This is a genomic window from Ectothiorhodospira lacustris (genome assembly GCF_022227785.1).
Taxonomy (GTDB): Bacteria; Pseudomonadota; Gammaproteobacteria; order Ectothiorhodospirales; family Ectothiorhodospiraceae; genus Ectothiorhodospira; species Ectothiorhodospira lacustris.
On the sequence record NZ_JAJNQM010000001.1, the window covers coordinates 98,205 to 107,262 of the forward strand.

The 9,058-nt window shown below is 62.1% G+C and carries 6 protein-coding genes; 1 reads left to right on the plus strand and 5 read right to left on the minus strand.

Features of this window, described 5'->3' with window-relative positions; genetic code table 11:
* Positions 1-170: 170 nt before the first annotated feature.
* The 5 genes from LQ952_RS00390 to uvrD are packed head-to-tail and all read right to left on the minus strand — an operon-like array spanning position 171 to position 7,185.
* Entirely contained in the window at positions 171-1,580 is a 1,410-nt protein-coding gene (locus LQ952_RS00390) for a DNA-processing protein DprA (protein ID WP_238620568.1), read from the minus strand.
* Positions 1,577-3,655 (minus strand): RecQ family ATP-dependent DNA helicase, encoded by a 2,079-nt coding sequence (locus LQ952_RS00395; RefSeq protein WP_238617185.1) that lies wholly within the window; start codon positions 3,653-3,655, stop codon positions 1,577-1,579. Before LQ952_RS00395 ends, LQ952_RS00390 begins: the two co-directional genes overlap by 4 nt.
* 1 nt (position 3,656) lies before the next feature.
* Positions 3,657-3,887 (minus strand): hypothetical protein, encoded by a 231-nt coding sequence (locus LQ952_RS00400; protein ID WP_238620569.1) that lies wholly within the window; start codon positions 3,885-3,887, stop codon positions 3,657-3,659.
* Positions 3,884-4,966, minus strand: a complete 1,083-nt coding sequence (locus LQ952_RS00405) for a TRAP transporter substrate-binding protein (RefSeq protein WP_238620570.1) — start codon at positions 4,964-4,966, stop codon at positions 3,884-3,886. The genes LQ952_RS00400 and LQ952_RS00405 overlap by 4 nt, the downstream gene beginning before the upstream one ends.
* Before the next feature lie 29 nt (positions 4,967-4,995).
* Positions 4,996-7,185 carry a DNA helicase II gene (uvrD, locus tag LQ952_RS00410; protein ID WP_238620571.1) on the minus strand — a complete coding sequence of 730 codons (2,190 nt, stop codon included), beginning with the start codon at positions 7,183-7,185 and terminating at the stop codon, positions 4,996-4,998.
* Between the two features lie 136 nt (positions 7,186-7,321).
* Between uvrD and LQ952_RS00415 the strand changes: the two genes are divergently transcribed.
* Positions 7,322-9,058, plus strand: a 1,737-nt coding sequence (locus tag LQ952_RS00415; protein WP_430733748.1) for a thiamine pyrophosphate-dependent enzyme, incomplete at its 3' end; no start/stop codon positions are given.

Below are 9,058 nucleotides of genomic sequence, written 5' to 3' on the forward strand. Positions count from 1 at the left end.
GCACCGGCATGAACGCCTGCACCTCATCCCTGAACGGGCTGTCGTCGAACTCGTCCAGATCGCAGGTGAGACACGCCTCAATGTCCTTGCAGTTGACGCGCAGGTGATCTACGGCTGAGTGGTCCTACCCGATGGATCTGGCTATGACAGGGGCGTAACCGTTTTATCGATTACTCGAATAGCCGCTTTTGCTTGACGATGTAACCCGCAGGCCTCTTCTGCTTTTCCAGTACGCCTTCGTCGACCAGGCGCTGCAGCCACGCCTTGGCCTGAGTTTTTGACACGTCCAGCGCTGCAGCCACTTCTGCGTCTTTCATCGGCGTACTCAATAGCTGCTCAATTGCTTCACGAACGGCAGCGAAGAGCATTTCTGCTGGGGTAGATTCCGGCTGCCGAGGTTTCTCGGCACCGTCTAGTAGCGCTACTGCCTCTGGCGTGGCCGACGGCGCTTTTTCCAATGGTGGAGCGGGTGGCTGCGTATCGGAAACAACATCGACCATCGCAAATGGCTTAATCTCGTTCTGGGGCACCGGAGCCGTATTGCGTGGCACTGGAGCCGTTGGCTTGGCGTCAGCCAACGATGACTCTTCGTTCGAGAACAGCGCAAAACCAACCTGTGGGGATGCCGGCGGCGTTGGCATCTCCACGTTGAAAACATCCTCGAACGAATCCACGTCTTGCGGATTCGGCCAGGGAAGAGCACCCTTCTTTCGCAAACCATTCAATCCTGCGGAAGACTCGCCCGTCGATCGAATGAAGACCGGGATGAACTTGAGTTTGTCAAGCTGCTCGACAGCACCCGACCAAGTGCCACCTTTGTTGAGATCGGAACTGACCACCAGTGAGGTGTCTGCCAATGCATAAATCAGCTTGTTCCGCTGCATGGCGTTGCCGACGTTGAACCCGGCACTCGGGTCGTAGGGCGAAATCAGCACCAGTTCCCCATTGAGCAGCAGGTTACGGTGCTCGCGGTTCATGGTGGTTTTTTCCAGACTGTTCGCCAGCACACCACAAACTTTCCCTCCCCCCTCGAGCGCACCACACATGGCGGCCTGATCGATGCCCTTGGCGCCACCGGAGACAAGTGTTCTGCCTGCCCGAGCAGCGAGCCGGCCAACTGCCATGGTGTAATCGATGAGGGCGTCGTCCACATGGCGCGATCCCACGACGGCAAGCCCGCCGGTTTCGAGCAAAGCCATGTCGCCACAGCCGTAGAGCACTGCCGGGGCGTCTTCGCGCAGGCGGGCCTTCAGGCGGCGGGGGTACTCTGCATCGGCGCGACTGACTACCCAGATGGCGCGTGCTTGCCAGCGCTCAATCACTTGGCTCAGAAGGAATCCGCGTCCCAGCAATTTCTGCAGGCGGTTCTCGTCAATCACCGATTGGCACGCACGCAGGATCTCAGGCGCATCCGGCGAGAGGAGATCCGCAGGCTGACGCTGGATCTCGCGCAAATGACGTGCGAGACGTTTGTATTCACCAGGCGTGAGCAAATCCGATGACACAGCACCTCGTCCGGCAATGAGTGGCGCAGTCAGCAGCAGGATCGCCTGGGTATTGGGTGAAAGGACTGGCGTCATTCGTCGTGCCCCGTCTGAGCAAGGACCATAGGCCAAACGGCGCCACTACCGCCTTTGCGCAGCAGCCATGCAGACACCGTCAGCGTCCAGCGCGAGTCGACCATGTCATCCACCAGGAGGACCGGGCCGGGAGTAATGGGCTGGCCATTGAGTGCGAGTGAACCGTCAATGTTGCGCGCCTGTTGTGTACTGTTTGCCATCGTTTTCTGTTCGGGCCTTGCGTCTGTTTTCGCGATGACCATACGAAACGGCAGACACAGCGCAGCAGCCAAGCGTTGCGCAAAATTCGGTACCAATTCGGGATGCCGAAGTGAAGGAACACATGTCACCCAAGTCGGGCTCGGCTGCGGATTCCACTCATGGATCATCTTCACGCACGCAGCAACGAGGTCATCAGAAAAGTGGCCATCGTGGTATTTGCCCTGTCGAACCAAACCACCCCAGCCGGCATCGCCCCAGACGCAGAGGGCCTTGCCGGACTCAGCCTGATGGGCAGGAGCGATGAATCCCTTGACGCCGTACTGGGGCATTCCACCATCAGGCCATTTTTTGCGCGGATCGATGGGCAAGCTGGTTCGACGGAGAAATTCGACGGCAGCTTTGACCAGTTCGGTATCCACGGTTGTAGACAATGGCGGTAAGGCAGGTTCTGTGACAACACTTGGATCGCCGTCGAGCGCGCCAATCAAGAAGCCCATGTGCTCACCAAACGGCAGGCTGACGTAGTCCTGCATCTGCTGGTGCTCGTCTCGCCGTAGCGCAGTGAGGCGTTCCGCTCGCTCCCAGAACACTTCACTTAGCCTTGCCGCCGTGAGCTGCCACTTGCTGCCTTGCTTGGCGATGGGTGCCGGCGCTTCGAGGGATAGAAGTGCAATCGTCTTGTCGATACGTCCTTTGCTCAGATTGACTCGGCTCAGCAGTTCGGGGACTGATAACCCGTTGGGCTCGTCTTCAAGCGCTCCCAGGACATCGGCAACTTCCTGTCGGGTCGGGAAGGCAGTCCGGATAAACCAGTCAGTGATGTCAGACTCTTCCTGACCGCTGAGGAGTACTCCATAGGCGGAGTCCAGTGCGCGTCCCGCGCGACCAACCTGCTGGTAGTAGGCGACGACCGATCCCGGCATTTGGTAGTGGATGACAAATGCCAGATCCGGCTTGTCGTAACCCATGCCAAGTGCCGTTGTGGCAACCAGCGCTTTGACTTGGTTGTTGAGCAGCGCCTGCTCAAGCTGTTCTCGGCGATTTCCAGTCTCACCAGTGTAGGCTTCCACATTGAAGCCTTGGGTCTTCAACCATTGCGCCACTTGATTGGCATCACGAACCGTCAGCGTGTAGATGATGCCGTGGCCCTGCAGCGTGGTCAGTTGCTCTGCCAGCCAGGCAAGGCGCTCAGCCTGACTGGGTAAGCGGATCGTTTGCAGGGAAAGCGAGGTCCGGTTCAAGTCGCCACGTGAGACGTCCAGCTTCGGGCCAAGCACGGCTGTAAGGTCGTCCATCACGCGGTTATTCGCTGTTGCCGTGGTGGCAAGCAGTCGCAGGTTTGGCGGTAGTATCTTGACGATCCTCTCCAACAGGCGATAGTGAGGTCGGAAGTCGTGCCCCCAGTCGGAAATGCAATGGGCCTCGTCGATGACCAGCAACGAAATCTGTTCAGCGATGCTGGCCAGAACCTGCGTCCGAAAGCGCTCGTTCGCCAGGCGCTCCGGCGAGATCAGGAGAATGTCGATCTCCCCCTTGACCAGCTTGCCCTCGACTCCCGTCCAGTCGTCCATGTTGTTGGAGTTGATGGTGGCGGCGCGAACCCCCATCCGCTCTGCGGCAGCAATCTGATTTCGCATCAGCGCCAGTAGCGGCGAGATCAATAACGCAGGACCAGCCCCAGCTTCCCGCAGCAACTTGGTCGCTATGAAGTAGACAAAGCTCTTACCCCATCCGGTCTTCTGCACGACCAGCAAGCGGCCTTTGCCTTCGACGATGTGACGAATAGCGTCCTCTTGGCCTTCGCGGAAAGTGGCATCGGCGTGTCGGGAGCCGATCCGTAGCAGTTCCATCGCGCGTCTTGGATCGTAGATCACGTTATTGCTCTCCATTGTTTTGGTCGGGCGAGCGGTAACCCGGTGCCAACACAGTCTTCTTGACGCCATAAAGCGCCAGGTGATCTTTCAGCCAGAGCCTGAATTCATAAGCGCGCCGGTTGCGGTGTCGGGTTTTGGGAATCAGATGATGCCGGGTAAGCACTTCGGCCCGACCGCAGAGCTGGCAACGGTCGGGCGAATCTCCCAGTGTGGAAGGATCCAGCACGGTCAAATCGAGTGAATTTCCTTCCAGCGGACCATCTCCGACGCGAACCCCATGTAGGAGGCATGAACCCGGCGGATGAAGGGGTCGTCCGCTGTCATCTCCAGCAGCATGTCCCGGCTCAGCCGGCGCAGATCATCCAGCACGGCATCCGGGAAACGCCGCAGCTGAACCCCTTGCTCACTCACCAGTCGATCCAGGGTCTGCTGATTGCGGGCCAGGAATTCATGGAGCATCTGCTCGCCGACCAGACGACAGGCCTGGGCCACAGCGATCTGAAGGTGCTGGGGCAGGGCCTCGTAGGCATCCCGGTTGATCAGGGCCTCCACCTGCGAACTGGGGGCCTGCCAACCCGGGTGGTAGTAATAGGGGGCCTGACGATGCAGGCCCAGCGCCATGTCCTCGTGGGGTCCCATCCACTCGGCTGCATCCAGCAGCCCCGACTCCATGGCCTCCGGCAGGTCATCACCAGGCAGGCGGATCACCTCGGCCCCGGCGCGCCGCAGGACGTCGGCCCCCAGCCCCACGGCACGGATGCGTAGCCCCCGGAAATCTTCAATGAACTCGATCTCGCGCCGGAACCACCCCCCCATCTGGGCACCGGTATTGCCGCAGGGGAAGGGGATCACGTCAAAAGGACGATACAGATCCCGCCAGAGGGCCAGACCACCGCCCTCGTACAGCCAGGCCTGGGTCTCCAGCGCATTCATGCCGAACGGTACTGCGGTAAAAAACTGCGCAGCCCCGCTCTTGCCCCGCCAGTAATGGGCAGCACCGTGGCCGATCTCGGCGGCACCACGGGAGACGGCACCGAAGATCTCGAAGGGCGGCACCAGATCATCTGCCGCAAAGATCCGGATTTGAATGCGACCTTCGGACAGCTCATGGATGGTCCGTGCCAGCAACTGGGCGCCGGCGCCCAGGCCGGGAGACTCATGGGGCCAGGCGGTGATCATGCGCCAGTGAAAGCGACGGCCGGTATCCGGCGCCGAATGGTCACTGCCCTGAGGCATACCGCAACCGCTCAGGGCGCCGCCGGCAGCCAGGGCAGTGAGGGCGGCCTTGCCCAGGAAATCCCGTCGATGCATGGATGACCTCGGTTCTGTTGTTCAAAGTGTCAGATGGGTTCCAGCTTGGCAAAACCCACCACCAACCACTTGCTGCCCTGGCCGCCGACAAACCGTACCTGGACCCGGGCCGACTTGCCCTGCCCTTCCAGGTCGGTGATCACGCCCTCCCCGAACTTGGGATGACGCACCCGGGCGCCCATGGCCAGCCCACCCGCCTGCGCCGGCGCGCGGAACGGGGACGGTCGCGCCTGGGGCCGGGCGGGACTCTCGGGTATCGGACGCCGGATCATGGCCCGGGGCCGGACATCTTCCAACAGCTCGGTAGGCAGTTCCCCAACGAAGCGGGAGGGGGCGTTATAGGTCTCCCGGCCGTGCAGCCGACGGGTCTCCGCGTAACTCATCACCAGCCGGCGGCAAGCGCGGGTGATGCCCACATAAGCCAGACGCCGCTCCTCCTCCAGACGCCCGGGCTCATCCAGGGACATGCGGTGGGGAAACAGCCCCTCTTCCATGCCCACCAGGAATACCAGTGGAAACTCCAGCCCCTTGGCGGAATGCAGGGTCATGAGCTGAACGCAGTCCTCCCAGGGGTCTGCTTCCCCTTCCCCCGCCTCCAGGGCGGCATGGGAGAGAAAGGCGGTCAGGGGCGACATGTCCCCATGGGCCTCGGCATCGGGCACGAAGCCCCTGGCGGCGCTGACCAGTTCATCCAGGTTGTCCAGCCGGGTCTGGGCCTTTTCGCCCTTCTCCTGGGCGTAGTGCTCCCGCAGACCGGAATGGGCCACCACATGTTCCACCTGCTCGTGGAGTTCGATCCCCTGGCCGGCCTGCTGCATGGCTTCGATCAGCTGCGTGAAGCCGCGCAAGGCATTGCCGGCACGGGCGGTCAGGGTGCCCTGTGCCAGCAGGTGGCCGGCGGCGACCCACAGACTGCTGCCCTGTTCGCGGGCCTGCCCCCGGATCAGGGCCAGGGTCCGCTCCCCCAGTCCCCGGGCCGGCTGGTTGATGATCCGCTCCAGGGCGGTGTCATCCTCCCGGTTCTCCACCAGACGCAGATACCCCAGGGCGTCCTTGATTTCCGCCCGTTCGAAAAAGCGTAGCCCGCCATAGACGCGGTAGGGCACGGCGGCCTGGATCAGCACTTCCTCGAACACCCGGGACTGGGCATTGGACCGGTAGAGAATGGCCACGTCGCGGCAGGCGCCGCCCGCCGCCCGCCAGGCACGGATCTGCTCCAGCACGAAGCGGGCCTCGTCATGCTCGTTGTAGGCCGCATAGAGGGTGACCGGAGCACCGGCGGTATCTTCGGTCCACAGTTCCTTGCCCAGACGCTCACCGTTGTTTCGGATCAGGGCGTTGGCGGCTGTGAGGATGGTCCTGGTGGAGCGGTAATTCTGCTCCAGACGTACGGTGCGGGCACCCGGAAAGTCACGGCAGAACTTCTGGATATGCTCGATGCGGGCACCGCGCCAGCCGTAGATGGACTGGTCATCGTCACCGACGGCAAATACCGGCGTGCGCCCTCCCGCCAGCAGCCGCAGCCAGGCATACTGGATCGCATTGGTATCCTGGAACTCGTCCACCAGGATATGGCGGAAGCGATGGCGATAGTGTTCCAGCAGATCAGGGGTATCCCGCAGCAATTCCAGGCTGCGCAGCAGCAGCTCGGCGAAATCCACCACACCGGCGCGACGGCAGGCGGCCTCATAGGCGCTGTAGATGCGAATCATCTGCCGGTTCACCGGATCGCCGGTGTCCTGCATGTGTTCGGGCCGCACCCCTTCGTCCTTGCGGCTGTTGATGTACCATTGCATCTGCCGGGGCACCCAGCGGGCCTCATCCAGCTCCAGGGACTTGAGCACCCGTTTCACCAGACGGAACTGATCCTCCGAATCCAGAATCTGAAAGGCTTGCGGCAGACCGGCTTCACGCCAGTGGGTACGCAGCAGGCGGTGGGCCAAACCGTGGAAAGTCCCCACCCACAAGCCTCGGGGGGAAAGGCCCAACAGAGCTTCCAACCGCCCACGCATCTCGCTGGAGGCCTTGTTGGTGAACGTCACGGCGAGGATACTGTGGGGCGAGAGCCCCTCCACCTGGATCAGCCAGGCCACCCGATGGACCAGCACGCGGGTCTTGCCGCTGCCGGCGCCGGCCAGCACCAGCAGGGGACCACAGGGACTACCCACCGCTTCGCGCTGGGCTTCGTTCAGTGATTCAAGCAAGGGGGCAGCATCCATCCCGGGGAGTCTATCAAAACCTGCGACCGGGCGAATCCGGGGTTATCCTCTTGGATAGAACGCCGGAAAGGTCTACATATATAGGGACCCCCGAAACCATAAACTCACGCTATTCACGCCACCAGCGGACGCGCCGATGACCAAAGCGACCCAAACCCGCGACATGCAGGCCCAATGGAACACCTCCCACCTGGATGCCGGGAATGCCGCCTACCTGGACCAGCTCTACGAAACCTACCTGGAAGATCCGCAACAAGTCCCGGAGGCCTGGCGAACATATTTCGAAGACATGACCCGAGCCGGCCGGGAACCCCAGGTCATTCACAGCCGGATCCGCGAGGAATTCCGCCAGATGGCCGAGGCCGGCACCCAGCGCGGCCTGCCCATGGGCAGCCTGGAACATGAACGCAAGCAGGTCCGCGTACTCCAGTACATCAACGCCCACCGCTTTCTGGGCCACCTGCAGGCCGACCTGGACCCGCTGGGCCTGTACGAACCCAACACCGTCCTGCCGGAACTGACCCTGGAACACCACGAACTCTCGGAAGACGATCTGGACACCGTCTTCAATACCGGCTCCCTGTTCGGCCCCAGGGAAGCCTCCCTGCGGGAGATCACCCGCATCCTCAAGAGCACCTACTGCAAGACCCTGGGTGCCGAATACATGCACATTACCGAGACCACGGAAAAACGCTGGCTGCAGGAACGCCTGGAGCCGGTGCGCGGTGAACCCGGCTTCACCGCCGATCGTAAGCGCTACATCCTGGACCGCCTTACCGCCGCCGAAGGCCTGGAGCGCTATCTCCACAATCGCTACGTAGGCCAGAAGCGCTTTTCCCTGGAAGGGAGCGAGAGCCTGATTCCCATGCTGGACGAAATGATCCGGCGCGGCGGTGAACAGGGGGTTCGGGAGATGATCATGGGTATGGCCCACCGGGGCCGCCTGAACGTGCTGGTGAACATCCTGGGCAAATCCCCGGCGGAACTGTTTCAGGAGTTCGAGGGCACCGGTCGCCGCCATCCGGGCACCGGTGACGTGAAATACCACATGGGTTTTTCCTCCGACATCGAGACCCCCGGCGGCCCCATGCACCTGGCCCTGGCCTTCAACCCCTCCCACCTGGAGATCGTGGGTCCGGTGGTGGAAGGCTCGGTGCGTGCCCGTCAGACCCGCCGCGACGACCGCGATGGTGACGAGGTCCTGCCCGTGGTGATCCACGGCGATGCCGCCTTTGCCGGTCAGGGTGTGGTGATGGAAACCCTGAACATGTCCCAGACCCGGGGTTTCTCCACCAAGGGTACGGTGCACATTGTCATCAACAACCAGATCGGCTTCACCACCAGCACCCTCAAGGACGCCCGCTCCACCCCCTATTGCACCGACGTGGCCAAGATGGTGAACGCCCCCATCCTGCACGTGAACGGTGATGACCCGGAAATGGTGCTGTTCGCCACTCAAATCGCCCTGGACTACCGCATGACCTTCAAGAAGGATGTGGTCATCGACCTGGTCAGCTACCGGCGGCATGGTCACAACGAGGCCGATGAGCCTTCCGCCACCCAGCCCGTCATGTACCAACGCATCAAGTCCATGCCCACCACCCGCGCCCGCTATGCGGAACGCCTGGAACAGCAGGGGATCCTCGACGGAGAAGAGGCCCGGGCCATGGAAACCTCCTGCCGCGCCCGCCTGGATGCCGGTGCCAGCCTGATGCCGTTCCTCATCGACAAGTCCGAGTCTTCCTACGACAAGGCGGTGGACTGGAAACCCTTCATCGACCAGGATTGGCGCGAGCCCACCGAGACCCGGGTCAGCATGGATACGCTGCGTGGGCTGTGGCGCCGCATGGTGGACCTGCCCGAAGGCTTTGAA